Here is a 1398-nt window from a genome sequence, read left to right as displayed (position 1 = left end):
TCCGGCAGGTCGCGCCAGGAGATCCCGGTTCGGATCTTGTAGACCATCCCGTTGACGACCTGCCGATCCTCCACGCGCGGACGGCCTGTCGCGGCTCGCGGTATGAGGGGAGCGAGTAACTCCCACTCCTTATCGGTGAGTTCATGGCGACGTATCACTCCACCATGATGAGCCGAAGCACCATAGTTGGCACCAACAGGGTCCACTGACCTGCAATGTTGATCGCGTGAAGCGCGCTACTGTCACAAGGTTGGCGTGCTACTTGTACCAACGGCGCGCAAAGCACGGTGGGTGTCACCGGCTTCGGCGTTCTGCCGGTCTCCTCAAATGCACAGCGGCCCCGATGGTCAGCTCTGGAGGACTGGTGGAACCGGTCCTGCCCGGGCGATGTCTGGGTAAGCGTGGGTGATCTTTTATTTCTCTCCGTGGCCCTTGCGCCGTTCCTGGCACCCTGCATTGTCCTGGGCACTGCTGTCGCACTGGTCCGACGGGCCTGTAAGCAGCAGCTGGCGCTGGTCGGACGCCTGCCGAGCGTCGCCACCTGCATTCTGGTAGCGGTCATGGGCAGCGCGGCGGCGTTCGGCGCGTATTCGTGGGGTGTGATGTCGGGGTTCTACATCCTGGACCCGGATCAGATGTGCGCGGCGAAGGGCGTACCTGGCGATCACATAGTGACGCGATGGACGTTGCCGGTCAGTGCGCAGTGCGTCACATCGGACGGCGTGGGAACCGAGCTGGCCCCGGGTTGGGTGAATCCCGTGATCTTCATAGGCCTCGTGCTGTTGTTACTGGCCCTCGGCACAGGAACCCTCGCGGCAGTGCGCCGACATCTCTCCTCACGGTGAAGCACTCACTCGCGTTCCCTACCCATACGCACACGAACCCCACATCTGGCCATCGTGACGCTCACCCACCAGCTCAAGCACTCAGCTACACCCAGCGCACCCCTCCAGCGGCTCTGGTGACAGAACACCTGCCTTGGTGACATCTACCGTGCTTCGGCTCACATGATCCACCACCCGACGATCTTTGAAGACGGACCCTAGTCCCAGGGCTCGACCAAGTTGTTGCGATAGGCGTAGCCGACGGCCTGGGCACGGTCGGCTGCGTCGATCTTGGTGAAGATGCGGTTGATGTGCGTCTTCACCGTGGCCGGGCTGACGACGAGCCGGGCACAGATCTCCGCGTTGGACAGGCCCCGGGCGATGAGGGTGAGTACCTGTGTCTCGCGCGGGGTCAGAACGTCGGAAGGTGCGGGAGTTTGCGGCGTGTGGGCCTGTTTTCGCTGCGCGGAGGGCGGCGTGACCTCGCTGGTCTGCACGGCCGCGACCAGTCGGGCCTGGACCTCGGGATCGAGCCAGATACGGCCTTCGTGGACGCTGCGGATGGCGTCCTCGA

General features: G+C 63.7%; 3 protein-coding genes. 1 reads left to right on the top strand and 2 read right to left on the bottom strand.

What is annotated here, in order from left to right:
• Nucleotides 1–158 (bottom strand): transposase (locus tag ABZ915_RS48765; RefSeq protein WP_361817952.1); only part of this gene is annotated, 158 nt, incomplete at its 3' end.
• A gap of 129 nt (nucleotides 159–287) precedes the next feature.
• On the opposite strand from ABZ915_RS48765, the gene ABZ915_RS48760 reads away from it, so the two are divergent.
• Nucleotides 288–845, top strand: coding sequence for a hypothetical protein (locus tag ABZ915_RS48760; protein WP_361817949.1), 558 nt, complete (start codon nucleotides 288–290; stop codon nucleotides 843–845).
• Nucleotides 846–1042: 197 nt separating this feature from the next.
• Here the strand turns inward: ABZ915_RS48760 and ABZ915_RS48755 are convergent.
• On the bottom strand, nucleotides 1043–1398 hold a 356-nt coding region (locus tag ABZ915_RS48755), incomplete at its 5' end, for a response regulator transcription factor (protein WP_361817946.1).

The organism is Streptomyces sp. NPDC046915 (genome assembly GCF_040644935.1).
Lineage (GTDB): Bacteria > Actinomycetota > Actinomycetes > Streptomycetales > Streptomycetaceae > Streptomyces.
The sequence above is the reverse complement of the archived record's forward strand: the minus strand, read 5'-3'. Positions and strand labels throughout refer to the sequence as shown.